At 71.9% G+C, this 25,237-nt stretch carries 20 protein-coding genes and 1 rRNA gene; 9 read left to right on the top strand and 12 right to left on the bottom strand.

Annotated elements, in window-relative coordinates; translation table 11 throughout:
* The first annotated feature begins 24 nt into the window (after positions 1-24).
* A complete protein-coding gene (locus tag ABT127_RS24050) occupies positions 25-591 on the top strand; it encodes a DJ-1/PfpI family protein (RefSeq protein ID WP_351453625.1) in 567 nt (188 codons plus the stop codon).
* A 373-nt stretch (positions 592-964) separates the two neighbouring features.
* On the opposite strand, the gene ABT127_RS24045 is transcribed toward ABT127_RS24050, so the two are convergent.
* The 3 genes from ABT127_RS24045 to ABT127_RS24035 all read right to left on the bottom strand — a co-directional run bounded on the left by ABT127_RS24045 (position 965) and on the right by ABT127_RS24035 (position 4,689).
* Positions 965-3,265 carry an ATP-binding protein gene (locus tag ABT127_RS24045; protein WP_351453622.1) on the bottom strand — a complete coding sequence of 767 codons (2,301 nt, stop codon included), beginning with the start codon at positions 3,263-3,265 and terminating at the stop codon, positions 965-967.
* A 181-nt stretch (positions 3,266-3,446) separates the two neighbouring features.
* Positions 3,447-4,139: an HAD family hydrolase gene (locus ABT127_RS24040; RefSeq protein ID WP_351453619.1), complete on the bottom strand. Its 693-nt coding sequence runs from the start codon at positions 4,137-4,139 to the stop codon at positions 3,447-3,449.
* Positions 4,140-4,173: 34 nt separating this feature from the next.
* Positions 4,174-4,689, bottom strand: coding sequence for a DUF6912 family protein (locus tag ABT127_RS24035; protein WP_351453616.1), 516 nt, complete (start codon positions 4,687-4,689; stop codon positions 4,174-4,176).
* Between the two features lie 282 nt (positions 4,690-4,971).
* On the opposite strand from ABT127_RS24035, the gene ABT127_RS24030 reads away from it, so the two are divergent.
* Positions 4,972-5,415: an Rv3235 family protein gene (locus ABT127_RS24030; RefSeq protein WP_351453613.1), complete on the top strand. Its 444-nt coding sequence runs from the start codon at positions 4,972-4,974 to the stop codon at positions 5,413-5,415.
* A gap of 76 nt (positions 5,416-5,491) precedes the next feature.
* Here ABT127_RS24030 and secA read toward each other — a convergent pair whose 3' ends face one another.
* Positions 5,492-8,296, bottom strand: a complete 2,805-nt coding sequence (secA, locus tag ABT127_RS24025; RefSeq protein ID WP_351453610.1) for a preprotein translocase subunit SecA — start codon at positions 8,294-8,296, stop codon at positions 5,492-5,494.
* A 198-nt stretch (positions 8,297-8,494) separates the two neighbouring features.
* On the opposite strand from secA, the gene ABT127_RS24020 reads away from it, so the two are divergent.
* Complete coding sequence (locus ABT127_RS24020; RefSeq protein WP_351453608.1) at positions 8,495-9,070, top strand: GNAT family N-acetyltransferase; 576 nt, start codon at positions 8,495-8,497, stop codon at positions 9,068-9,070.
* A gap of 203 nt (positions 9,071-9,273) precedes the next feature.
* On the top strand, positions 9,274-10,458 hold the full coding sequence (locus tag ABT127_RS24015) for a winged helix-turn-helix domain-containing protein (protein WP_351453605.1): 1,185 nt from the start codon (positions 9,274-9,276) through the stop codon (positions 10,456-10,458).
* 35 nt (positions 10,459-10,493) lie between these two features.
* Here the strand turns inward: ABT127_RS24015 and ABT127_RS24010 are convergent, their stop codons facing one another.
* The 7 genes from ABT127_RS24010 to mtnA form a co-directional block, all read right to left on the bottom strand.
* Positions 10,494-11,246 (bottom strand): response regulator, encoded by a 753-nt coding sequence (locus ABT127_RS24010; RefSeq protein ID WP_351453602.1) that lies wholly within the window; start codon positions 11,244-11,246, stop codon positions 10,494-10,496.
* Positions 11,247-11,492: 246 nt separating this feature from the next.
* Positions 11,493-12,188, bottom strand: a complete 696-nt coding sequence (hpf, locus tag ABT127_RS24005; RefSeq protein WP_502971767.1) for a ribosome hibernation-promoting factor, HPF/YfiA family — start codon at positions 12,186-12,188, stop codon at positions 11,493-11,495.
* Between the two features lie 335 nt (positions 12,189-12,523).
* On the bottom strand, positions 12,524-13,279 hold the full coding sequence (locus ABT127_RS24000; protein ID WP_351453596.1) for a ComF family protein: 756 nt from the start codon (positions 13,277-13,279) through the stop codon (positions 12,524-12,526).
* A 123-nt stretch (positions 13,280-13,402) separates the two neighbouring features.
* Positions 13,403-15,175 carry an LpqB family beta-propeller domain-containing protein gene (locus tag ABT127_RS23995; protein ID WP_351453948.1) on the bottom strand — a complete coding sequence of 591 codons (1,773 nt, stop codon included), beginning with the start codon at positions 15,173-15,175 and terminating at the stop codon, positions 13,403-13,405.
* Between the two features lie 85 nt (positions 15,176-15,260).
* Positions 15,261-17,393 carry an MtrAB system histidine kinase MtrB gene (mtrB, locus tag ABT127_RS23990; protein WP_351453593.1) on the bottom strand — a complete coding sequence of 711 codons (2,133 nt, stop codon included), beginning with the start codon at positions 17,391-17,393 and terminating at the stop codon, positions 15,261-15,263.
* A gap of 1 nt (position 17,394) precedes the next feature.
* Positions 17,395-18,084 (bottom strand): two-component system response regulator MtrA, encoded by a 690-nt coding sequence (gene mtrA, locus ABT127_RS23985; protein WP_018529990.1) that lies wholly within the window; start codon positions 18,082-18,084, stop codon positions 17,395-17,397.
* A 4-nt stretch (positions 18,085-18,088) separates the two neighbouring features.
* A complete protein-coding gene (gene mtnA, locus ABT127_RS23980) occupies positions 18,089-19,279 on the bottom strand; it encodes an S-methyl-5-thioribose-1-phosphate isomerase (RefSeq protein WP_351453589.1) in 1,191 nt (396 codons plus the stop codon).
* Positions 19,280-19,419: 140 nt separating this feature from the next.
* Between mtnA and ABT127_RS23975 the strand changes: the two genes are divergently transcribed.
* From ABT127_RS23975 to ABT127_RS23955, 5 genes are read left to right on the top strand one after another with little or no spacing between them, the layout of a single operon-like run.
* A complete protein-coding gene (locus ABT127_RS23975) occupies positions 19,420-20,787 on the top strand; it encodes a DUF7847 domain-containing protein (RefSeq protein ID WP_351453586.1) in 1,368 nt (455 codons plus the stop codon).
* A gap of 28 nt (positions 20,788-20,815) precedes the next feature.
* On the top strand, positions 20,816-21,481 hold the full coding sequence (locus ABT127_RS23970; protein WP_351453583.1) for a DUF4129 domain-containing protein: 666 nt from the start codon (positions 20,816-20,818) through the stop codon (positions 21,479-21,481).
* Positions 21,478-22,725, top strand: coding sequence for a DUF4350 domain-containing protein (locus ABT127_RS23965; protein ID WP_502971766.1), 1,248 nt, complete (start codon positions 21,478-21,480; stop codon positions 22,723-22,725). Before ABT127_RS23970 ends, ABT127_RS23965 begins: the two co-directional genes overlap by 4 nt.
* Positions 22,725-23,714 carry an AAA family ATPase gene (locus ABT127_RS23960; protein WP_351453943.1) on the top strand — a complete coding sequence of 330 codons (990 nt, stop codon included), beginning with the start codon at positions 22,725-22,727 and terminating at the stop codon, positions 23,712-23,714. The genes ABT127_RS23965 and ABT127_RS23960 overlap by 1 nt, the downstream gene beginning before the upstream one ends.
* 12 nt (positions 23,715-23,726) lie before the next feature.
* Positions 23,727-25,037: a DUF58 domain-containing protein gene (locus ABT127_RS23955; protein ID WP_351453581.1), complete on the top strand. Its 1,311-nt coding sequence runs from the start codon at positions 23,727-23,729 to the stop codon at positions 25,035-25,037.
* A 105-nt stretch (positions 25,038-25,142) separates the two neighbouring features.
* On the opposite strand, the gene rrf is transcribed toward ABT127_RS23955, so the two are convergent.
* Positions 25,143-25,237: ribosomal RNA gene (rrf, locus tag ABT127_RS23950) — 5S ribosomal RNA — on the bottom strand; the annotation flags it as partial.

Below are 25,237 nucleotides of genomic sequence, written 5' to 3'. Positions count from 1 at the left end.
GACCGACCCGGGAGCGTGTGACCGATGGCACTCAAGATCCTGATCGTGACCGGCGACGCGGCGGAGTCGCTGGAGGTCCTCTACCCGTACCAGCGGCTGCGCGAGGAGGGCTACGAGGTCCACATCGCGGCCCCCACCCGCAAGACGCTCCGCTTCGTGATCCACGACTTCGAGCCCGGCTTCGACACGTACACGGAGAAGCCGGGCTACACCTGGCCCGCCGACCTGGCCTTCGCCGAGGTCGACCCGGGCCAGTACGCCGCCCTGGTGATCCCGGGCGGCCGCGCGCCCGAGTACCTGCGCGGCGACGCCGAGCTGCGCAAGATCGTCAAGGCGTTCTTCGACACCGACAAGCCGGTCGCCCAGATCTGCCACGGCCCGCTCCTGACGGCGGCGGTGGACGGGCTGCGCGGTCGCCGCGTCACGGCGTACCCGGCGCTGGAGATCGACATGCAGTCCGCGGGCGCCACCTTCCAGGACGCCGAGGCGGTCGTCGACGGCACGCTCGTCTCGTCCCGCGCCTGGCCGGACCACTCGGCCTGGATGCGGGAGTTCCTGACGGTCCTGCGCGCGAAGGCCCCGGCGGTCTGACCCCGGCCGCGTTCCTGTGCGGTGGCTGCCCCGCCGACGAGGGCAGCCACCGAGGTGCACCGCACCCGGGCGCCACGACGGAGAGCCGTTGCCACGACAGCCGCGGGGAGTGACCCCTCACTGCCCGACGCTCCACCGCACCGCTTCCTCCCGGGGAAACCACGGCACACCCCCAGCTAACCGGCGCCCGCCACCCGACGGCATCGGTATCCCGGGAGACCGGTATACGCATGTGAGGGAACGACCGGATCTCCGTATACCTAGAACAAGCCCCGCAAGGACCGCGGGGACCTGCACGAGAAGCCCCGTAAGGGGCGCGGGGAACTGCGCGAGAAGCCCCACCGACGGCCACCCGACGACGCACCCCTCCCGGTCAACCCCCCGAACTCTCCACCCGCTCCCCGCCGGAGGCAATCGCGGCGACCTCCGTCCGCGACCCCACCCCCAACTTCGCCAAAATATGCTCCACGTGCGCATCGGCCGTCCGCTTCGAGATCACCAGCTGCTCCGCGATCTCGCGATTGGACAACCCCTGCGCCACCAGCGCGGCCACCTCCCGCTCCCGCCGGGTCAGCGCGTCCACCCCGGCCCCCCGCGCCGCGGGCACCCGGTCCCCGGGCACATCGGCCCCCTCGCGCACGGCGGCCAGCACCTGCGCCCCGGAGAGCCGCGCCCCGACGGCGTGCCACCGCTCGTAGTCGGCGTCGCCCAGCGCCCGCCGCAACCCGGCCCGCACGGCCTCCTGCTCGTCGAAGAGCGACGGCAGCATGCCGACCGGGTCACCGCCGCCGAGCCGCCGCGCGTTCTCCGCGTATCCGAGCAGCCAGGTCGCCCGCACGTGCCGGTCCTCGGCCGACGCGGACCAGGCGAGCATCAGGCAGCACATGGCGGCGACCAGGATCTCGTCGATCTCCGCGGCGGCCTCCAGGGCCCGCCCCACCAGCCCGACGGCCGCCTCGCGCTGCCCGGAGAGCCACAGGAGCAGCCCCTGCACGGTGAGCGTCGAGGCGTACATCTGCCGCTCCCCGGTGCCCTCCAGATAGGCGAGCCCGGTACGGCACCACTCCAGGGCGGCCTCCGTGTCGCCGAGCACGCCGAGCACCAGCGCGCCCTCGTAGTGGATGACGGCGGTGCCGAGCCCGTCGCCGCGCGCCAGGATCCGCCGCCGGGCGTCCTCCAGCGCGGTCAGCCCGTCCGGCTCGCCGCACAGCGCGCCGAGGCCGCCGAGATACGCGTCGCAGAACAGCTCGACGCGGTCGTCGCCCGCGTCCCGGGCGGCCTGGAGCGCGCGGTGGAACAGTTCGAGCGCGCTCGGCAGATCACCGGTCCACACCGAGAACAGGGCGATCATGAACCGCCCCCAGGCCTGCTCCTCACCCGCCTCGCCGGCGAGCGCGAGCCCCTTCTCGATCCAGTACCGCCCCTCGGAGAGCGCGCCGAGCGCCCGCCAGTACGGTCCGAGCAGCGAGGCCAGCCACAGCCCCTGCGGCGCCAGCTCGGCCGAGCCGTACGCGTGGTCGAGCGCGCACCGCACATCGGCGCTCTCGGTGCGCAGCGCCCGGTGCAGGACGGGCTGCGCCGGGGTCAGGAACTCGTCCCAGTAGCGCTGCCCGAGCTCCTGGTAGTACGCGAAGTGCCGGGCCCGCACGGTGTCCGCGCGGCCGGACTCCACCAGCCATTCGGCGCCGTACTCGCGGATGGTGTCGAGCAGCCGGTAGCGGCTGCCGTCCACTCCGAGCCGCTGCACGACGGACTTGTCGACGAGCCCGATGAGGCACTCCAGCACGTCACCGGCGGACAACTCCCCTCCCGCGCAGACGTGTTCGGCGGCCCGCAGCTCGAAGGACCCGGCGAAGACCGAAAGACGCGCCCACAGCAGCCGCTCGCGCGGCGTGCACAGCTCGTGGGACCAGCCGATGGCCGTACGCAGCGTCTGGTGCCGGGTCAGCGCGGTCCGCCGGCCCCCGGTCAGCACCTCGAACCGCTGCCCGAGCCGCTCCACCAACTGCTCCAGGGAGACCGCCCGCAGCCGCACGGCGGCCAGCTCCAGGGCGAGCGGAATCCCGTCCAGCCGTTTCGCCAGCGCCGCCAGCTGCTCCCGGTTGCCGTCGTGCACGGCGAACCCGGGGACCACCGCGGCGGCCCGCTGCACGAACAGCTCCAGGGCGTCGTCCGGCTCCAGCGGCGCGAGGGAGACGCAGTGCTCGCCGGGCACGTCGAGCGGCTGTCTGCTGGTGGCCAGCACCTGCACCCCGGCCGCCTCCCGCAGCAGCACGTCGGCGAGCATGGCGCACGCGTCGACCAGGTGCTCGCACGTGTCGAGGACGACGAGCATCCGCCGGCCCTGCAGATGGGCGACGACCGCGTCCAGCGGCTCCATCCCCACCTGCTCGGGCAGTTCGAGCACCGCGGCGAGCGTCACCGGAATCAGCTCGGGATCGCGCAGCGCGCTCAGCTCGACGAGCACCACCCCGTCCGGAAACCCGCCCGCGAGCTCCGCCGCACCCCGCAACGCCGTACGGCTCTTGCCCACACCCCCGGGCCCCACGAGCGTCACGAGCCTGGCGGCGGCGAACGCGGCCCGCATCCGGGCGAGTTCGGCCGCCCGCCCGACGAACGGAGTCACCTCGACCGGAAGCTGACCACCCCGCCGCTGCCCGAACCCAAACCCCATACCCCGCTCCCCCCACTGTCTCCCGACACACACCAAGCGTACGCACCCACAAGCGGAGCGTGAGAGGAAGCGCCTGAGACGCCGCACGAAGTGCGCACCCCAGGGGTGCGGGGAACGGCGCGAGAAACCCCTGGGGGCGCGGGGAACTGCGCGAACCCCCACCGACCGCGCCCCGAACCGACTACCCCGCGGAAGCGACCCGCACGGCCTCCGCCAGCGAATCCACCACCGGCGCCCCGACCCCCTCGAGACTGGCCCTCCCGTGCGACCCCCCGGTGTACAGCACAGCCCGCGCCCCGGCGGTGAGAGCCGCCACCGCGTCATCGGCCGCGTCCCCGATGACGACGACCTGCTCGGGCGCGACCCCGGACGACTGCTCGAGCGCCGCCAGATGCCGCACCATGTGCTCGGCCTTGCTCCCCCCGGAGGGCCCCACCCGCCCGTCCACCCGTACGAAACGCTCGGCGATCCCGAACTGCCGCACCAGCGGCACCAGTTCCTCGTGCGTGAACATGCTGAGAATGGACTGGCTGCCCCCGGCGTCCTGCCACCCGGCGAGCAGCGGCTCCACCCCGTCGGCGAGCCGGCAGGCCACGGAGTGGCTCGCGTAGTGCCGGTGGAAGACCTCGTCCATGACGAGCCACTCGGCCTCGGTGGGCAGCCGGCCCATCAGCCGCTCGTAGAACTTCGGAACCGGTACGCAGTACAGCGCCCGGTATCTCTCCAGCGTGATCGGCGCGATCCCGAGCTCGGCGAACGCGGCGTTGGTGGCCTGGATGACGGCGTCGGTGTCGTGGAACAGCGTCCCGTTCCAGTCCCAGACGATGTGTCCCGCGGACGGACCGAACGGGCCCCCGGCTATGTGCTTCCCCATGCCGGAAACGTACCCCGCACGGACGGGCCCCGACTCAGTCGCCCTGACCGACCAGGTTCGGGATCTCCTGCGTCGCGAACCACAGCAGCTCGTGGTCCTCGGCGCCGTCCACGACGAACTGCGCGTCGTCGTCACCGTGATCGGCCGCGCCCAGCGCGTCGGCGGCGGCCGCGACATCGGCCTCGGCATCGTCGGCGTCCACGTGCACCGCGGCGGCCTTGGCCAGCGGCACGACCTCGCGCACGGTGACCTCACCGAGCGCGGCGGGGTCGAGCCCGCGGTCGGGATCGGCGACGGCGGCCCGGTCGGCGACGTCCACGGCGACGACGACCCGCCGCCGCGCCGCGTCCGGCTCCCCCGCGAGCAGCCGCAGGGAGGCGAGCCCCGCCCGGTTCAGCGCGGCGTACTCCAGCTCCTCGATGTCGTCCGACAGGTACCACTCGCGCAGCGCGGGCGTGACGGCGTAGGCGGTGAGCGGCGCGGGTCCCAGCTCGCCCGCCTGGTACGCCTGAGCGAGTCGCGGCAGGGAGAGAGGTACGTACACGCGCATGACGGTCCGCTTTCGTAGTCGTCGGTGATCGTCCCGGAGGCCTTCAGGATACGTGCGGGAGTCCCCCTTCGGGCTGCCGCCCACCTCGCTCCCCCCTGTCACCCCGGCTCCGCCGCTTCACCCGGCGCCACCCCCGCCCCATCGGCCTCGCGCACCCCGCCGTCACCCGGATAAGTGAATCCCCCGCCGCCCTCCACCGCATTGCTCCGTCCCTTGCGGGGTCGCTCACCGACCTCGTAGAAGGTGATCACGAAGAGTTACCGACCGGTATCAGGAGGCGACGTGCAGAAGGTGCTTTCCAGGCGAGGCCCCCGGCGGAACAGCCGTCCCCCCACCCGCCGGGACACCCGGCGGCCGGCCGCGCCCCGGGTGCGGCCGCAGGCGCCGCCGCACCCCGCCGAACACTTCACGGACCTGCTCCTGCTGGTCCTGACCGGACACCGCCCCGCGGTCTGGTTCGCCCGGCACACCCGGGACCACGCCTTCGAGGACCTGCTCTGGCTCCTGGCCCACCGCCCGCTGGCCCGCACGGGCCCCCGGGCGAAGGTCCACGACATCGGCCACGACGAACCCGCCTCCGGCACCTACGAGGTCTTCGCCCGCATCACGGTGGGCCCGCGCCTGCACGCCCTGGCCTTCCGCCTGACCCGCGCCGAGGACCTCCGCTGGCGCTGCACGGCGGTGGACCTGGACGGCCGGACCCCGCGCGAGCCGGAAGCCCCGTGAAGGGCGCGAGAACCCTTGTCCCGGCAGCACGAAGGGCCGGACACCCAGAGGTGCCCGGCCCTTCAGGAGAACAACGTCACTTCTTGCGACGCCGCCCCTTCTGCTGCTTGCGGCGCTCGGCCCGCGTCAGGCCGTCGGCGGAGGACCGGGTGGGCCCGCCCTCGGTCACGAAGTCGCCCTCGTCGACCCCGCCCTCCGCGTTCGGCGCCTGGAAGTGCAGCCGGTCGGGCCGCTGCGGAGCGTCGAGCCCCTTGGCCCGGATCTCCGGACGGACCTGAGCCGGGACCGCGTCCTCCTTGTCCAGGGACGTGGTGGGCTCGGCGTCCTCCACCGGGACCTCCTCGACCTGCTGCTCGACCTGGACCTCCAGGTTGAACAGGTAGCCGACGGACTCCTCCTTGATGCCCTCCATCATGGCGGTGAACATGTCGAAGCCCTCGCGCTGGTACTCGACCAGCGGGTCCTTCTGCGCCATGGCGCGCAGGCCGATGCCCTCCTGGAGGTAGTCCATCTCGTAGAGGTGCTCGCGCCACTTGCGGTCCAGCACGCTGAGGACGACCCGGCGCTCCAGCTCACGCATGATCTCGGAGCCGAGCTGCTCCTCGCGCTCCTGGTACTGCGCGTGGATGTCGTCCTTGACGGCGTCGCCGATGAACTCGGCGGTGAGCCCGGCACGGTCCCCGGCCTCGTCCTCCAGCTCCTCCACCGTCACCTTGATCGGGTAGAGCTGCTTGAAGGCACCCCACAGCCGGTCGAGGTCCCAGTCCTCGGCGAAGCCCTCGGCGGTCTCGGCGTCGATGTACGCGTCGATGGTGTCGTCCATGAAGTGCTGCACCTGCTCGTGCAGGTCCTCGCCCTCCAGGACGCGGCGGCGCTCGCCGTAGATGACCTCGCGCTGGCGGTTGAGCACCTCGTCGTACTTCAGGACGTTCTTGCGCGTCTCGAAGTTCTGCTGCTCGACCTGCGACTGGGCGGAGGCGATGGCCCGCGTGACCATCTTGTTCTCGATCGGGACGTCGTCCGGCACGTTCGCCATCGACATCACGCGCTCGACCATCTGGGCCTTGAACAGGCGCATGAGGTCGTCGCCGAGCGACAGGTAGAAGCGGGACTCGCCCGGGTCGCCCTGACGGCCGGAACGACCGCGCAGCTGGTTGTCGATGCGCCGCGACTCGTGCCGCTCGGTGCCCAGCACGTAGAGCCCGCCGAGGTCCTTGACCTCTTCGAACTCGGCCTTGACGGCCTGCTCGGCCTTCTCCAGGGCGGCGGGCAGCGCCGCGGCCCACTCCTCGACGTGCTCGACCGGGTCGAGGCCCGTCTGGCGCAGCTCGGCCTCGGCGAGGTCGTCGGGGTTGCCGCCGAGCTTGATGTCCGTACCGCGGCCGGCCATGTTCGTGGCGACGGTGACGGCGCCCTTGCGGCCGGCCTGCGCGACGATCGTCGCCTCACGGTCGTGCTGCTTGGCGTTGAGCACCTCGTGCTGGATGCCGCGCTTGGAGAGCTGCTGCGAGAGGTACTCGGACTTCTCGACCGACGTCGTGCCGACGAGGATCGGCTGGCCCTTCTCGTGCTTCTCCGCGATGTCGTCGACGACCGCGTCGAACTTGGCGACCTCGGTGCGGTAGATCAGGTCCGCCTGGTCCTTGCGGACCATCGGCCGGTTCGTCGGGATCGGGACGACGCCCAGCTTGTAGATCTGGTGGAACTCGGCGGCCTCGGTCATCGCCGTACCGGTCATGCCGGAGAGCTTGTCGTAGAGGCGGAAGAAGTTCTGGAGGGTGATGGTCGCAAGGGTCTGGTTCTCGTCCTTGATGTCCACCCCTTCCTTCGCCTCGATCGCCTGGTGCATGCCCTCGTTGTAACGGCGGCCCGCGAGGATACGGCCGGTGTGCTCGTCGACGATCATGACTTCGCCGTCGATGACGACGTAGTCCTTGTCCTTCTTGAAGAGTTCCTTGGCCTTGATGGCGTTGTTCAGGTAACCCACGAGCGGGGTGTTCACCGACTCGTACAGGTTGTCGATGCCCAGCCAGTCCTCGACCTTGGAGACGCCCGGCTCGTGGATGGCGACGGTGCGCTTCTTCTCGTCGACCTCGTAGTCGCCGGTCTCCTCGATGCCCTTCATGGTGTTGCCGGCCTCGCCCTTGGTGAGGCGGGTCACCAGCTTGGCGAAGTCGCCGTACCACTTCGTGGCCTGGTCCGCCGGACCGGAGATGATCAGCGGCGTACGGGCCTCGTCGACGAGGATGGAGTCGACCTCGTCGACCACCGCGAAGTTGTGGCCGCGCTGGACGAGCTCGTCCTGGGACCACGCCATGTTGTCGCGGAGGTAGTCGAAACCGAACTCGTTGTTCGTTCCGTAGGTGATGTCGCAGTTGTACATCTCACGGCGCTGCGCCGGCGTCATGTTCGCCAGGATGCAGCCCACGGTGAGGCCCAGGAACTTGTGGACGCGGCCCATCATCTCGGAGTCGCGCTCGGCCAGGTAGTCGTTCACCGTGATCAGGTGGACGCCCTTGCCGGACAGCGCGTTCAGATAGGTCGGCAGCGTGCCGACGAGGGTCTTGCCCTCACCGGTCTTCATCTCGGCGACATAGCCGAGGTGGAGGGCGGCGCCGCCCATCAGCTGTACGTCGTAGTGGCGCTGGCCCAGGACGCGCCGGGCGGCCTCGCGGACGGTCGCGAACGCCTCGGGCAGCAGGTCGTCGAGGGTCTCGCCGTCCTCGATGCGCTGCTTGTACTCGTCCGTAAGCGCGCGCAGCTCGGCGTCGGAGAGGCTCTCGAAGTCCTCTTCGATGGAGTTGACCTGGTCCGCGATGCGGTGCAGCTTGCGCAGGATCTTGCCTTCGCCTGCACGCATGATCTTCTGGAGGACGGACACGAGGGTTGGTCTCCTTGCCGGTCGGGCCTGGCACGGTCGGTTACTCGGGCGACAGCCTGAGCAACGGCCATCGTATGCGAGGACCCCACCGCGCCGGGAGGTCTGCCATCAGGTCCAACGCACAGGCGCCTCGGAAGGTGCCGGTATACCCCACGAAAAGTGATGGTGCGTCCTTCTCGCCCCGAGCAGAATCGGGTGATGGAACCCGTGACGCTGACCACCGCCCGTCTGCGACTGCGCACCTTCGTCCCCGCCGACGCCGACGAGGTCCACGCCGCCTGCCAGGACCCGGACATCCAGCGCTGGACCACGATTCCGTCCCCCTACGCGCGTGTGGACGCCGAATATTTCATCGACCGCGTGGTCGCGGACGGCTGGCGCAGCGACGCCGAGTACACCTTCGCGGTCCGGGCCGAGGAGAACGGCCCGATCGCCGCCGCCGTCGGGCTGCACCACCCGCGCGCGGGCGCCTGGGAAGTGGGTTTCTGGACCGCCAAGGAGTTCCGCGGCCGCGGCTACATGACGGAGGCGGTCCTCGGGGTGGCCCGCTGGGCGTTCACCGAGCTCGCCTGCACCCGTCTGGAATGGCGGGCCGAGGTGGGCAACAAGGGCTCGCGCGCCGTCGCCGAGAAGGCCGGTTTCACCGTGGAGGGCGTCCTGCGCGCGGGCCTCCCGAACAAGGGGGTCCTCCGCGACTGCTGGGTGGCCTCCCTCCTCCCCTCGGACCTGCTGCTCCCGGGCCCCCTCCCCTACCTCCCGGCCCGCCCCGCCTAGCCACCCCGCCCAAGCCTTGGCCAACCTCCCGCCCCAAACCTTGGGCAATCTGCCGCCAATGGCGGCAGGGTGGGCAAGGCGGCACCCCGGCGCCGGGCAGGCGCCCCGTTCGGCCCGGCCCACGGCCCGGAGCGGCACCCACGGCCCGGGCCAGGCCTCGACACCGGCCGCGATTGTCAGCGCCGCCCCCTATCGTTCCGGTCATGCCGACGACCGCGCCGCAGCACCCCACGCCCGCCCGCCACCCCGTCGCCCTCTCCGCCGCGGAGGCCCGCCGCATCACCCTGCGCGCCCAGGGCTTCCTCGGCGCCCCGAACCGCGCCGCAGGCGTCCGCGGAGTCCTGCGCCGCCTCGGCGCGGTCCAGCTCGACACGATCTCGGTCCTGGCCCGCTCCCACGAACTGATCCCGTACGCCCGCCTGGGCGCGGTGGGCCGCACGAAGGTGGAGCAGGCCTACTGGACGCAGACCCACGCCTTCGAGTACTGGTCCCACGCCGCCTGCATCCTCCCCATCGAGGAGTGGCCGCACTTCGCCTTCCGCCGCCGTGCCTACCGCAACCGCCCGCACTGGAACCACCACCTCCCCGACGGCGCCTACGACCAGGTGATCAAGCAGCTGCGCGCCGAGGGCCCGCTGACCGCCACGGAGCTGGGCGGCGCGAAGAACAAGGGCGAGTGGTGGGACTGGTCGGACGCGAAGGTCGCCGTCGAGCGCGCCCTGATGTACGGCGAGGTGGTCTGCGTCGAGCGCCGCGGCTGGAAGCGGGTCTACGACCTGGCGGAGCGGGCGATCCCCGCGGAGCTGCTCCACGACGACCTGGACGACAAGGAGTGCGTGCGCCGCCTGATCGTCCAGGCCGGCCAGGCGCTCGGCGTCGGCACCCGCTCGGACATCGCCGACTACCACCGGCTGAGGAACGAGCAGTTCGACGCGGTGATCGAGGAGACCGGTCTGGTCCCGGTGACGGTCGAGGGCTGGGCGAAGCCGGCCTGGGCCGACCCGGCGGCGCTGGCGTCGACGCCCCGGGGCCGGCACCGCACGACGCTGCTGTCCCCGTTCGACTCGCTGGTCTGGGAGCGGGCGCGCGCGGAGCGGATCTTCGGCTTCACGCACCGTCTGGAGGCGTACGTGCCCAAGCCCAAGCGGATCCACGGCTACTTCGCGATGCCGGTGCTGGCGGGCGGCCATCTGGTGGGCCGGGTCGACCCGGCGCGCGAGGGCACCACCCTGGTCGCCCGGCAGGTCTCCCTCGACGGCCCGAAGGCGGTCCCGGGGGTGGCCCAGGCGCTGCGCGAGGCGGCGAGCTGGGTGGGCTGCGACAGCATCCGGGTGGAGCGCATGACGGACGCGGCCCTGAAGCAGGAGCTCATCAGAGCCCTCGACTGAGACGCCCGGCACCCGGCACCCGGCCGGATCCCGCATCAGCGGATCTCGAGAATCTTCTCCCGCATCGCGTACACCACGGCCTCCATCCTGGAGTGCAGCTGCAGCTTCTCCAGGATGTTGCGCACATGGTTCTTCACGGTGTTCTCCGAGATGAACAGTTCCTTGGCGATGTCACGGTTGTTCATCCCGGTGGCGACCAGTTTGAGCACTTCCAGCTCGCGGTCGGTGAGCCGGGGCGCGGGCACCAGGCGGCGCTCGTCGGTGCGCTGGATCATCGACTTGAATTCGGTGAGCAGCTTCGACGCCATGGAGGGGCTGATCTGCGACTGCCCGTCGGCGACGGCGCGAATGGCCGTGGCCACCTCGTCGGTCGAGATCTCCTTCAGCAGATATCCCGTCGCGCCCGCCTTGATCGCGTCATAGAGATCCGCTTCCTCATCACTGATCGTGAGCATGATGATTTTGGCGCTGGGTGCTACTTCCTTGATGGAGGTGCACGCCTCGATGCCGCCGCGCTTGGGCATCCGGACGTCCATGAGCACGATGTCCGGCAGCAGGTCGGCCGCCTTGTCCACCGCCTCGGCGCCGTCGCCCGCCTCGCCGACGACCTGGATGTCCTCCTCGGCCGCGAGGACGATCTCCAGGCCGCGCCGGAACAGCGCGTGATCGTCCACCACAAGGACCCGGATCGGCTCCTTGCGTGGAGAGCCCTCGTCCGGGCCCGTGCCGGCGCCGCCATCGGCCGCGCCGGCGCCCTCGCCCCGCATCGGTCCGAAGCTGTCCGCCATCGTTCCTCCCCCTGAAGGCCGTGGCCCCGTCTTCCTGTGCCGGGCCAACCCGAGGCACCGGCCCACCGGTTGACCCGGCACGGCCATGATTTCATGCCGCGGCGTCCGCGCGTCGGCGGAGCGGTGCACCAGGGGGTCGCACAAGGGTGCCCCCGGGGGCGCACGCACACTCCAGGGGCACCGGATGAGTGGATTTTCGGACAGCCTGCCGACGGACCGGTCCGTCAACGGGAGGACCGGGCGGACTCAGCCGCCGATCGCGTCCCCCGCGTCGGCGCTGCGCACGTCGGCGACCATGGGGTCACTGTTGAGGTGGATGACGCCGTAGTCGTAGGCGTGGCGTCGGTAGACCACGCTCGGTTCCTTGGTGTCGGAGTCGACGAACAGATAGAAGTCGTGCCCGACCAGCTCCATCTCGTAGAGCGCCTGATCGAGCGTCATGGGTGCGGCGACGTGGGTCTTCTCGCGCACGATGAGCGGGCCTTCGCCCTGCACCTCGAGCGATCCGATCCTGGTGGTCGGTACGGCGTCGTCCTCGGTGTCGTCCTTGGCGATCGTGCCGTCCCCGTTGAGCGTGGCGGCGTCCGGAACGTGCTCGGCGACCTCGGCGGCCGAGATCCGCTTCGTGCCGCGCCGCGACGAACGCTTGTCGTGCTGCTTGCGCAGCCGCGCGTCGAGCTTCTCCGTGGCGAGGTCGAGCGCCGCGTACGGATCGTTCGCCGACGCCTCGGCCCGGATCACCGGACCCCGCGTACGCAGCGTGATCTCCACGCGGTCGCAGCGGTCGGCCTGACGGGGGTTGGGCTCCTTGGACACCTCGACGTCGAGGCTGATCACCTTGCCGTCGAGCTTCTGGATCTTCTCCAGGTTCAGCTTGTCGGCCACGTGCTTGCGGAACCGCTCCGGTACCTCGGTCTTGCGGCCCTTGACGACGATGTCCACGCAGAACTCCGTTCCCGGATAACTCCGCTCGCTCGGCGGAGCATCTCCCTCTTGCACACGACTCCGGCCACTCCCGGAGCCTCGGACTCGGTGACTTCCACCTCCTCCTCCCCCGCGGACGAGATCTCCACCCCACCGTGACGGGTGATTGTCGAAATCTCTGCGCAATGGCACGCGCGGCATTCCGATATGCGAGGTACGGCTTCTGTCATTCCTGCCGAGTTCCTCACAACTGAACATATCTCGCCCGGACGGATGTCGTCACCCTCTACTGACGCGTACCTCCATTCAGGTGGATCAATCCTCTCTCTACCTGCAACGATGCAGATCCCCGGTCAGTTCCGGTTTATTTCGAAGGAATCCGGAGATGCGGAGACCACGGCTGCCCCCAGCGTGATCGGTCCTGCCATTCCGGGACCCGTCGCGCCTTCTCCCGGCGCCGGCGCGGAACGCGTCACCGCGTGTATTGCGCGCGCCGCCTCCGCCAAAGACGCGCCCGTCGTCATGAGGTCGTCGACCAGCACGATCCGGCCAACTTCCGTGAGCAGCCCGGCCACACCGCCGACCACGTCCAGCGCGCCGGACACATTGGCCCGGCGCTGCCGTGCGTCGAGCCCCGACTGATCGGCCACGGCGCGCCGCTGCCGCAGCACGGCGAGCACCCGGACCGCGACGCCCTCCCGGCGCAGCCCGGCCGCCGCCGCGTACGCGAGGCGCCGCGTCGGATCGTGCCCGCGCGCCCGCACCGCCCAGGGCGCGGACGGCACCGGCACCAGACCCACGGCGCCCGCACCGCCCGCGGGGAGCCCGGCCCGCACCGCACCGGCCAGCGCCTCGCCCAGCGGCCGGGCAAGACCCAGCGCGCCCCGCTCCTTGTGCGCGAGCAGCACGGCCCGCACCGGTCCCTCGTAGGGCGCCGCGGCGTGCACGACGGGCAGCCCCGGCGGCATCGGCCGGGGCCTCACCCGGCCCGCGCCGGCACCACGCACCGCCTGTGCGCACCTCGCGCACAGCGGCGTACGCGACCTGCCGCAGCCTGCGCACTGGGCCGGCAGCACCAAGTCGGAGAGGTCCTGCCACCACCCCCGCATGCCCACCACTGTGCCAACACGCGCGCCGCGCGGCCACCCCTGTGGACAACTGCCTGTGGACAACTCGGCGGCCCTGCCCGGCGACGGTGCCGCCGCCGGGGAACGCGCGGGTGGAAGCAGCCCCTAACCCGGGTAGACCGGCGCCGTCCCGTCCTTCAGCACGGACTGCCACGCGGCCCCGGCGGGCAGCCGCACGACCCCGTCGTCGGAGTGCGCCAGCAGAGGCAGATCCGTGTCGGCCGCCGCGATCTCGCTCACCCGCGTCAGCCCCGGCAGCGCCTGGCCGGTCGGGGTCGAGCCGTCGCACTGCACGTACCGGATCTGCTGGAGTCCGCCGGACTCCCGGCCGACCACCACGAGCCGGCTGCCGCCCGCCCAGGACACGGCGGTGACCTCTTCCATCTCCGGCGCGGCCGGCCGCAGGTCGGCCACGGAGATCTCGACGTCGCCACCGGTCGCGCCGTGGTCCCGCTCCACGCGGCCGATCCGGAGCCGCGTCGTGCCGTCCTCGTGGACGAGCAGGGCGATGCGCGCGCCGTCGCCGGACATCTTCACGGCCTCGATCTCGGCGTCGTCACCGAGCTCATCGACCCGGACCTCCTGCATCCGGTCGGCCATGCCCTGGCCGAACACGAGCAGGCGCCGGTTCTTCGGATCACGGTCGGCGACCCACAGGTCGCCCTGCGCGTCCCAACTGGGCGTCGTGAACCCGTCCTTCTCGGCCTTGGCGCCGCTGTGGGCGAGCGCGTCCCCGAGCGAGGCATTGGTGACCATGGACGCCACGTACAGCGAACGCCCGTCGCCCGACACCGCCGCCACCCGCTCCTGGTCGCGCGAGACCGCGATGGAGCGCATGCGGCGCTCGCCCTCGCCCATCGGCCCCGCCACCTGCTCGGGCTTCTCGTGGGAACCGGCGGTGGCCGGCATCCGCACGACGCGGCCCTTGTCGTCCAGGAAGTACTGGTACTCGGTCGCCTCGGAGTACCGCGGCGCCACCAGCGCGTCGGCCGCGCCCTTCGCGAGGGTGCACATCAAACGGCCGTCGGAGCGCTCCAGTTCGACCTCCTCCACGCTGGACGACGCCAGGTCCCGCAGCGAGTAGAGGATCTGGGCCGCCATCTTCTTGCACTGCGCCGAACCGATCGCGTCGGCGCTCCTGTTCAGCGGCACCGTCAGCTTGTTCGCATCGTCGGGAGTCAGCGACTTCGTCCCGTCGCGCAGTCCCGCCTTCAGCGGGAACGACGTCGTCACCACGCGGTTCAGCCAGCGCGTGGGCCCCGCGAGCACTTCCTTGACGGTCTCCGTCAGCGGGTCCGCCCACTTCCGTACGAAGACGGGGTCGGCGACGAGCCGCTTCTGACCGCCCTCGTCACCGGACGTCCCCGTGGAATCCACCGCGTAGTAGTACTTGTTGACGGACTGGTAGATCCGCTGGAAGTCGGTCTTGCCCAGGACGACGCCCTCGGGCGGGGTGTCGATCCGCCACTGCTTCGGCTTGCCCTTGGCGGTCGCGACCAGGCTCAGATGCAGGTGTCCCTCGTAACGGCGGTCGTCCGGCTGGTATGCCTGCTGGTCGTCGAGGCTGGCGACCCGGGTCCCGACCAGCTCGAAGTTGCGCCCGTCCTCCCCCGCATCCGCCCGGTCCGTCGGACGCGGGCTGGGACCGTCCGCGAGCACGACGGTCTCCCGCTCGGGATGCCAGTTCTTCGCCGCCTTGGACGTCAGATACTTGCGGGCCATCGCGTACGAGGGGTCGTCGCTGGTCAGTGCCTCCAGGAAGCCGTCGACGATGGCCCTGGCCCCCGCGTTGTCCCGCGGGGGCAGCGCGAAGACGCGCACCGGGGAGTCCGGTCGCTGCGACGCCTCCACCGACTGCAGTCCGCCGCTGTCCGGCATCGACGCACACCCGGCGAGGACGACGGCGCCGCATGCGGCCAGCACACCGCCCCGCACTCCGCGCCGCCGACGCGACGCCCGCTGCTCATCCACGACCGCCGTCGCTCCCCTCGTCACGCTCCGCCGGTCCACCGCGGCGGCCGCCGACGGTGTCTGTCCGCCACGGCGTGCCTGGGCCCGGCCCGGGCCCATCGGCCTCCACCGGACCCACCTCGCCGGTCCCGTAGGTGCCCTCGCCCGGCTGCCGCGGCACGCTCATCGTCCCGCCGGCCGTGCCCGCGCCCCGCGCGACCACGCGCGCGCCGCTGCCCGGCAGCGCCGTGGGGTCGGCGGGCACCGCGGCCTGCCGCATCCGCGGCGCCATCGGGGCCTGCGCCGAGCCGGACGGCGCCTGGGCGGGCACCGTCGCGAGCTTCCTGTCCTGCGCGCCGCCGTCGCCCTGGTCCCGGCCGCGCCGGGAGTCCTCCGGCTCCAGCGGTATCGGCGACCCGCGCAACGGCTCGTCCGCCGTCCGCGGCAACGTCAGCCGGAACTGCGAACCACCGCCCGGCTCCCCCCACGCCTGCAGCCAGCCACCGTGCAGCCGCGCGTCCTCCAGGGCGATCGACAGGCCGAGACCGGTGCCGCCCGTCGTCCGCGCGCGGGCCGGATCGGCTCGCCAGAAACGGCTGAACACCCGGGTCGCCTCGCCCGGCTTGAGCCCGACCCCGTAGTCGCGCACCGCGACGGCGACGGCGCCGCCGGCGGCGGCCAGCCGCACCACGACGTCCCTGCCCTCGCCGTGCTCCACGGCGTTCACCACGAGATTGCGCAGTACGCGCTCCACCCGCCGGGCGTCCGCCTCGGCGACCACCGGCTGATCGTCACCGACGACCCGCACCTGCGTGCCCTTGCGCTCGGCGAGCGGCTCGGCACCGCTGACGACCCGGCGCACGACCTCGCGCAGGTCGACCGGCTCGGCCTCCAGCGCGGCGGCCCCCGCGTCGAACCGGCTGATCTCCAGCAGGTCCGCGAGCAGCGACTCGAACCGGTCCAGCTGATCGGCGAGCAGCTCCGCGGACCGCGCGGTCACCGGATCGAAGTCGACCCGCGCCTCGTGGATGACGTCCGCGGCCATGCGTACGGTCGTCAGCGGTGTCCGCAGCTCATGGCTGACGTCCGACACGAACCGCCGCTGCATCCGCGACAGGTCCTCCAGCTGCTGGATCTTCAGATGCAGGTTCTGCGCCATCTTGTTGAAGGCTTCGCCGAGGCGCGCGATGTCGTCCTCGCCGGTGACCTTCATACGTTCCTGAAGGCGGCCCGCGGAGAGCCGCTCGGCCACTCCGGCCGCCATCCGCACGGGCGTCACGACCTGCCGCACGACGAGCCAGGCGATGGCCCCGAGCAGCACGACCACGAACAGCCCCGCCGTCGCGAGCGTCCCCTTCACCAGACCCAGGGACTTCTCCTCCTGGGTGAGCGGGAAGAGGTAGTACAGCTGGTACGCCTTGCCCCACGGGTCGTTGAGGCGCTTGCCGATGACCAGGCCCGGCTGCGAGTCCTGGCCGTCCTTGTCGATGATCCGCGTGTACTCCTGGGAGGCACCGGTCATCCGGTCGACCCGCTCCCGCAGCTCCTCGGGCACGCTGCGCACCGGCTCCACGTTGCCGGACCCGCGCGGGGCCCGTCCGTTGCCGCTGTCGGCGTCGCTGGAACTGAGCGTGACGACGTCGAAGGCGCCCTTGCCGCCGCTGGAGAGCTGGGTGACGATGTCGCTCTTCCACTGGTTGGCGTCGACGGTGGTGCGGCCGTCGTCGGTCCCGCCGTCCTGCGCCCTCGTGGTGGTCGAGTCCGCCTTGTCCTTGGCGGCCCGGAAGCCGCCCTCGGCCTGGCTCTGCGACGCCTTCACCTTGGCGTCCAGCAGTCCGTTGCTCACGGACCCGATGACGACGATGCCGAGCAGCAGCACGACACCCAGCGACATCACCAGGGTGGTGACGACGACCTTCAGCTGGATGTTGCGCCGCCACAGCCGCATCGCGGGCAGCAGCGGCCGCCGCACCCAGCGGGTGAACAGCCGGAGAACCGGACTGCCCTTCATCCCGCCCTGGAGCAGCAGACCGCCGTCGAACACCCGGCGCGTCCAGGGGACCCGCCCGGCCGCCGGCTGTCCCACAGGCCGCTCCGTGCGGGATCCCGGCTTCCCGGGCGCCGAAGCGGCACTGTTCCGGGACATGTCAGCTCGGCCCTGCCTTGTAACCGACACCGCGGACGGTCACCACGATCTCGGGCCGCTCGGGGTCCTTCTCGACCTTCGAGCGCAGCCGCTGCACGTGCACATTGACCAGGCGCGTGTCCGCCGCGTGCCGGTAGCCCCACACCTGCTCGAGCAGCACCTCGCGGGTGAACACCTGCCACGGCTTGCGGGCCAGCGCCACCAGGAGATCGAACTCCAGCGGCGTCAGCGCGATCGACTGCCCCTCCCGCTTGACCGAGTGCCCGGCCACGTCGATGACCAGGTCACCGATGGCCAGCTGCTCGGGCGCGGGCTCCTCGGACCTCCGCAGTCGCGCCCGGATACGGGCCACGAGCTCCTTCGGCTTGAACGGCTTGACGATGTAGTCGTCGGCGCCCGATTCGAGCCCCACCACCACATCGACGGTGTCGCTCTTCGCCGTGAGCATCACGATCGGCACTCCGGACTCCGCCCGGATCAGGCGGCAGACCTCGATGCCGTCCCGACCGGGCAGCATGAGGTCGAGGAGAACCAGATCGGGCTTGGTCTCCCGGAAAGCGGCCAGCGCCTTGTCGCCGTCAGCTACGAACGACGGCTCAAAACCTTCACCACGCAGCACAATGCCGAGCATCTCGGCCAGTGCGGTGTCGTCGTCGACGACAAGGACTCGTCCCTTCATGGACCACATCATCCCATTAGCTCATCGTTACCTGGCGTGACCTGGAACACAGCTCACTCAGGCCCTCACCTGTCACAGGCGCCAGGGCGCCCCACTCCGTGACGATCGCCGTCACCAAATCCGGCGGTGTCACGTCGAACGCCGGGTTGTACGCCTGCGTTCCCAACGGTGCCACCGGAATCCCGCCACCCGCCTCCACTCCCGCCAACGGCACCTGCGGTGCCGTGAGCTCCGTCACTTCATGTCCGGGCCGCTGCTCCACCTCGATGGACGCCCCGTCGGGAGTCGCCAGGTCCACCGTCGTCACCGGCGCCACCACGATGAACGGCACATGGTGATAACGCGCCAGAACCGCGAGCGGATAGCTCCCCACCTTGTTCGCCACCGAACCGTCGGCGGCGATCCGGTCCGCGCCGATCAGCACGGCGTCCACCTCACCGGCGGCGAACAGCGAACCCGCCGCGTTGTCGGTCAGCAGCGTGTACGCCATCCCGCTGCGCGCGGCCTCGTACGCGGTCAGCCGCGCCCCCTGCAACAGGGGACGGGTCTCGTCCACCCACAGCCGGCGCAGCCGCCCGGCACGGTGCGCGGCGCGCACCACCGCGAACGCCGTACCCTCACCGCCGGAGACCAGGGCCCCGGTGTTGCAGTGCGTCAGGATCCGGTGGTTCCCGCCGGGCAGCAGCTCGTCGAGCAGCCGCATCCCGTGCTCCGCCATCCTGGCACTCCCCGCGGCGTCCTCCTGATGCAGCGCCCGCGCGGCGGCGAGCGCGGCCGCGGCGGCCCGCTCCCGGACGTCCTCGCCGGCCGCCCCCGCCCCGGTCTCCAGCACCGTCCGGTACGCCGTCTCGGCCCTGCGGACGCCGTACGCCAGATTGACCGCGGTGGGCCGTGCGCTCGCCAGGGCGTCCGCGGCCTGCCGCACGTCGAATCCACGAGCGGCGGCCAGCGCCACACCGTAGGCCCCCGTGATGCCGAGCAGCGGGGCTCCGCGCACCGCCAGGGACCGGATCGCCTGCACCAGCGCCTGCGGATCCGTGCACACGAGCTCGACTTCTTCTGCCGGAAGGCGCGTCTGGTCGAGCAACACCAGAACGGGCCCCTCCGCCGGTTCCTCCCAGCGGATCGCCTGTACGTCGATGGTCTTGGGCTGTATGTCCTCGCTGAGCTGTATGTCCTCGCCTGATTGCGCGTACTGATCAGCCATCCGCCCAGTCTGCCCTCCCCCGCCCCGACAATTGAAGGTGTCAAGGCACTACGGGGCCAGGTCACGCCGAACCCACCCCATGGCACGATGGCAGCCAACCTGCCGCCGCGACCGCGGACGGGCACCTTGAAGGAGCGACGATGAACGACACTCCGGGCTGGGCCTCGCCCGGATCTGCCCCCTCCGACGGCCCCGACGACGAGGGCCGGCAGAGCACGGGCCAGAACGACGACGCCCAGGGCGCCGCTCCTCAGGATGCCGCGGGCCAGGGCCCCCAGTGGTCCAAGGAGCAGCCGCCGCCCGCGCAGTGGTCGGCTCCCTCCGGCGCCCCCGGCTCCTCCGGGCCCACCGGCTCCGGTCAGGCCCCGCCACCGCCCCCGCCGGCTCCCGGCCAGGGCTGGGGCGGCCAGGGTTCCGGGCAGGGCGGCTGGGGCCAGGGCCCCGGCGCTCCCGGTCACGGCGGCTGGGGCGCTCCTCCGCAGGGCGGCGGCTGGGGCCAGGGCGGCTGGGGCGGCCCGCCCGCCGCGGCCAAGCCCGGTGTCATCCCGCTGCGCCCGCTCGGCGTCGGCGAGATCCTCGACGGCGCGGTGTCGACGATGCGCACGTACTGGCGCACCGTCCTCGGCATCTCGCTGACCGTCGCCGTGGTCACCGAACTCCTCGTGGTCCTCCTCCAGGGCTTCTTCCTCAACGACGCGTCGACCGCCGCCGCGCTCGACGACCCGGACGCCACGCCCCGCGAGGTCCTCAACGCCCTGGGCGGGCTGTTCATCGGCACCGGTGTCGTCCTCGTGGTCACGCTGCTCGGCACGATCATCGCCACGGCGCTGCTCACGACCGTCACCAGCCGGGCGGTCCTCGGCACGTCCGTCACCACCGGCGAGGCCTGGCGCGACGCCCGTCCGCAGGTCCTCAGGCTGCTCGGCCTGACGCTGCTGCTCCCGCTGATCGCCGCGGTGACCGTCTTCGTGGGCACCGTCCCCGGCATCCTCCTCGCGATCTTCGGCTCGTCCGACGGGGGCGCCGCTCTCGCGATCATCGGCGGCATCGCGGGCTTCGTCGTCGCCATCTGGCTGATGGTCCGCTTCTCGCTGTCCTCGCCCGCGCTGATGCTGGAGAAGCAGACGGTCCGCAAGGCGATGAGCCGGTCCGTCAAGCTGGTCCGCGGCTCCTGGTGGCGGGTGTTCGGCATTCAGATCCTGGCGACGATCATCACCAACATCGTCTCCTCGATCATCCTGATCCCCTTCACCTTCATCGCCGCGGCGGTCAGCGGGAACGGCGTCGGCCTCCTCGACAGCACCGGCAACTCGGGCTGGGCCTTCCTGATCATCAGCGGCCTCGGCTCGGTGATCGGCTCCACGCTCACCTTCCCGATCACCGCGGGCGTCACCGTGCTGCTCTACATCGACCAGCGCATCCGCCGCGAGGCCCTCGACCTCGAACTCGCCCGCGCCGCGGGCCTTCAGGGCTACGGGACCGCCCCCGGCGCCACCCCGGGGGGCTGATGCGGTGAGCGCGCCCGGGGGAGTGCTCATGGCGACGGTCCGGCTGACGCGCGCCGGCGGCGACGAGCCGCCGGTGACGATCTCGCGCGATCCGGCACGGGAAGCGGCCGAGCACGAGCTGTCCAAGCCCGCGTACCACCAGAACGATCCGAGCTGGTTCATGCGGGCCCTGAACAAGTTCTGGGAGTGGATCGACAAGCTGCTCTCCGCCGCGTCCGGCGCCACCCCGGGCGGTGCCGTCGGCCTGGTCGTGATCGTGCTGGCGATCGTCGCCGTCACGGCGGCGCTGTGGTGGCGGCTCGGCACCCCGCGCCGCTCCCCCACCTCCACGGCCCGGCTCTTCGACGACCGCCCGCGCAGCGCCGCCGAGCACCGGGCGGCCGCCGAGGCGCACGCCGCCCAGGGCCACTGGAACCAGGCCGTCCAGGAGCGGATGCGGGCCCTCGTCCGCTCCCTGGAGGAGCGCGCCCTGCTCGACCCACGGCCCGGCCGCACCGCCGACGAGGCGGCGACCGAGGCCTCCCGCGCCCTGCCGCAGCACACGGACCGGCTCCGCGCGGCGGCCCGCGACTTCGACGACGTCACGTACGGCGGCCGCTCCGCGACCCCGGAGATGTACCAGCGCCTGTCCGCCCTGGACACCGAGGCGGAACACACCGCCCCGTCCCTCGCCGTCCCGGGGGCCGCACGGTGACCGACCCCACCACCCCCGAGCAGGTCGGCACGGCCACCCTCCCCGGGGCTCCGCCACCGCCCTCCGAGGGCACCTCGACCACCCCCACGGTCCGTCAGGTGTGGACCCGCACCCGGGGCATCGCCCTGGCCCTGGTCCTCCTCCTGGCCGCCGCCGTGGCCACCGCGGCCGTCCGCTCGGGCGAGAAGCACGGCGAACTCGACCCGCGCTCCGCCGACAAGTACGGCAGCCGTGCCGTCGCCGCACTCCTCGCCGAGCGCGGCGTCGACACCCGTGTGGTCACCACGGCCGCCGAGGCCCGGGCCGCGACCGGAGCGGACACCACCCTGCTCGTCGCCGTCCCCGACCTGCTGACGGCCCACCAGCAGAGCCGGCTCCAGGCGGCCGGCGCCGAGTCCGGCGGCCGCACGGTCCTCGTCGCCCCCAGCTCCGCGTCGGTCGCCGAGCTGGCCCCGGGGGTCACCGCGGACCCCGGAACCAGCACGGAGACGACGCTCACCCCCGACTGCTCCCTGCCGGCGGCCCGCAGCGCGGGCACGGCCGACACGGGCGGCGAGCGCTACAACACGGCGTCGTCCGAAGCCGACTCCTGCTACCCGAGCGACGGCGTCCCCACCCTGCTCCGCCTGCCCACGGCCACCGGCGACGGCGACACCGTGATCGTCGGCGCCCCCGACATCCTGCTCAACGACCGCCTCGACAAGCAGGGCAACGCCTCGCTCGCTCTCCAACTCCTCGGTACCCGTCCCCATCTGGTCTGGTACCTCCCCTCCCTCTCCGACGAATCCGCGGCCTCCGGTGCGCAGAACGACCGCAGCTTCTTCGACCTGATCCCCAAGGGCTGGCTCTGGGGCACGCTCCAGCTCTTCGTCGCGGCAGCCCTCGCCGCCCTCTGGCGCGCACGCAGGCTGGGCCGCCTGGTCCCCGAACGTCTCCCCGTCGCGATCCGCGCCTCCGAGACCGCCGAAGGCCGCGCCCGCCTCTACCGCAAGGCCAACGCCCGCGACCGCGCGGCGAACGCCCTGCGTATCTCCACCCGCACCAAGCTCGCCCCCCTCATCGGCGTCCCCGTCTCCCAGGCCCACACGCCCGAGACCTTCCTCCCGGCCCTGGCCCGCCGGCTCCCCACGCCCGGCCAGGACCTGCACGCTCTCCTCTTCGGTCCGCCCCCCACGACCGACGCGGCACTCATCGCCCTCGCCGACCACCTCGACGCCCTCGAAAGAGAGGTACGGAATTCATGATGGACCCGACCACTGACAACGCCGGGCCCACACCCGATCCCCGCAGCTCACGGGCGTCCCTGGAGGCCCTGCGCGCCGAGATCGCCAAGGCCGTGGTCGGCCAGGATCCCACCGTCACGGGCCTGGTCGTGGCCCTGCTGTGCCGGGGCCACGTCCTCCTCGAAGGCGTCCCCGGCGTCGCCAAGACCCTCCTGGTCCGCTCCCTGGCCGCGTCCCTCGAACTCGACACGAAGCGCGTCCAGTTCACCCCGGACCTCATGCCCAGCGACGTGACGGGCTCCCTGGTCTACGACACCCACACCTCGCGCTTCTCCTTCCAGCCGGGCCCGGCGTTCACGAACCTTCTCCTCGCGGACGAGATCAACCGCACGCCGCCGAAGACCCAGTCCTCCCTCCTGGAGGCCATGGAAGAGCGCCAGATCACGGTCGACGGCACCCCGCGTCCCCTCCCCGACCCCTTCATGGTGATCGCCACCCAGAACCCGGTCGAGTACGAGGGCACGTACCCGCTGCCCGAGGCCCAACTGGACCGCTTCCTCGTCAAGTTGAACGTTCCTCTTCCGACCCGCCAGGACGAGATCGACGTCCTCACCCGCCACGCGTCCGGCTTCAACCCGCGCGACCTCGCCTCGGCCGGCCTGCGCCCGGTGGCCACGGCCGCCGACCTGGAGACGGCCCGCGCCGCGGTGGCCAAGACGTCGATCTCCCCCGAGGTCACCGCGTACGTCGTCGACATCTGCCGCGCGACGCGCGAGTCCCCGTCCCTCACGCTCGGCGTCTCGCCGCGAGGCGCGACGGCGCTGCTGTCCACGGCCCGTGCCTGGGCCTGGCTGACCGGCCGCGACTACGTCACCCCCGACGACGTCAAAGCCCTCGCCCTGCCCACGCTCCGCCACCGCGTGCAGCTGCGCCCGGAGGCGGAGATGGAAGGCGTCACCACGGACTCGGTGATCAACGCGATCCTCACCCACGTCCCCGTCCCCCGTTAGAGACCGGACGACATGGCCCTCACCGGACGCACGGCCCTGCTCGCAGCCGTCGGCTCCCTCCCCATCGGGATCTGGGAGCCGAGCTGGACGGGCATCCTGGCCGTCAACGCTCCCCTGGCCCTGGCCTGCGCCTGCGACTTCGCGCTGGCCGCCCCCGTACGCTCACTGCGCCTCACGCGCGCGGGCGACACGTCCGTACGTCTCGGGGACCCGGCCGATGTCACGCTCACGGTCACCAATCCCGGGCGGCGCCCACTGCGCGCGCAGATCCGCGACGCCTGGCCGCCCAGCACCTGGCGCAAGGGCATGGAGTACGACGCGTCCCGTCACCGGGTGACGATTCCGCCGGGCGAACGCCGCCGGGTCACCACCCGCCTCCTGCCCACCCGCAGGGGCGACCGCCGGGCGGACCGCGTCACGGTCCGCTCCTACGGGCCACTCGGCCTGTTCACCCGTCAGGGCACGCACGACGTCCCGTGGACGGTCCGCGTCCTGCCGCCGTTCCACAGCCGCAAGCATCTCCCCTCCAAGCTGGCCCGCCTCCGCGAACTCGACGGCCGCACCAGCGTGTTGACCAGGGGCGAGGGCACCGAGTTCGACAGCCTCCGCGAGTACGTGCCCGGCGACGACACCCGTTCCATCGACTGGCGCGCAACAGCCCGCCAGTCCGCCGTCGCCGTACGCACCTGGCGCCCCGAACGCGACCGGCACATCCTGCTGGTCCTGGACACGGGCCGCACGTCCGCCGGCCGGGTCGGCGACGCCCCGCGCCTGGACGCCTCGATGGACGCCGCACTTCTCCTGGGCGCCCTGGCCTCCCGCGCCGGCGACCGCGTCGACCTGCTCGCCTACGACCGCCGCGTCCGCGCCCTGGTTCAGGGCCGCACGGCGGGCGACGTCCTCCCGGCCCTGGTCAACGCCATGGCACCACTGGAACCCGAGCTGATCGAGACGGACGCCCGTGGCCTCACGGCAACGGCCCGCCACACGGCCCCCCGCCGCTCCCTCATCGTTCTTCTGACGTCGTTGGAGGCCGCCCCGGTCGAGGAGGGCCTCCTCCCCGTCCTCGCCGGTCTCACCAAACGCCACACCGTGGTGGTCGCCTCGGTCGCCGACCCGACGATCGAGGCAATGGCGGCGGCCCGGGGCACCACAGACGCGATCTACGATGCGGCATCAGCGGCTCAGGCCACAGCCGAGCGCTTCCGCACCGCCGAAAAGCTCACCCGCCACGGCGTCACGGTCGTCGACGCAACCCCCTCGGAACTGGCCCCCGCACTGGCGGACGCCTACTTGTCCCTGAAATCGGCCGGCCGCCTCTGATCAACCTCCGTGGCCTCGCCTTGCAGAAGACGAGGCCACGGATTCCTTACTCCATAAACGCAGAAAAGCCCGGACCGTTCCCGGTCCGGGCTTTTCTCAAAATTTGTTCGGCGGCGTCCTACTCTCCCACAGGGTCCCCCCTGCAGTACCATCGGCGCTGTAAGGCTTAGCTTCCGGGTTCGGAATGTAACCGGGCGTTT

This window comes from Streptomyces sp. NPDC001904, assembly GCF_040297005.1.
GTDB lineage: Bacteria > Actinomycetota > Actinomycetes > Streptomycetales > Streptomycetaceae > Streptomyces.
This window is presented reverse-complemented; position numbering and strand designations above follow the sequence as displayed.